1 protein-coding gene is annotated in these 414 nt (G+C 66.2%); it reads right to left on the reverse strand.

Annotated features, from left to right (window positions below; translation table 11 throughout):
- A partial coding sequence (locus tag KVT32_RS28890; protein WP_254637069.1) for a thiamine pyrophosphate-binding protein occupies window positions 1–181 on the reverse strand: 181 nt, incomplete at its 3' end.
- Window positions 182–414 lie beyond the last annotated feature (233 nt).

Consider the following 414-nt stretch of genomic DNA (forward strand, 5'->3'; position numbering starts at 1 on the left):
CGTGGGCGCAGGCCATGAAGGCGGCCAGTTCCTCGTGGCGGGTCTGGACGAAGCGGATGCGGTCCTGGCGCCGCATGGCGGCCAGGAAGCCGTTGATGCCGTCCCCGGGATAGCCGTAGATGCGCCCTACCCGCCATTCGTCGAGCCGTTGCAGAAGAAAATCGCCTACCGTCATTGTCATGTGTGTCTCCGGATTGCGGGCCGATGCCCATGCGGCGAGCATAACATCGGCCCCATGCGGCGACCACACGTTACCGGGAACTATGGAGCCCGCCCTGTCCTGGCCCGGGGCCGCATGAGGATCCAGCCATACAGGAGCAAGTTGACGGTCGCGACCGTGGCGGCCAGCGCCAGCTGGAGCTCGCGCGTCAGCCCGTCCGGATACAGCAGGCGCAGCACGTAGTGTTCGAGGAA

Source organism: Achromobacter sp. GbtcB20 (genome assembly GCF_019091095.1).
GTDB lineage: Bacteria > Pseudomonadota > Gammaproteobacteria > Burkholderiales > Burkholderiaceae_B > Achromobacter > Achromobacter mucicolens.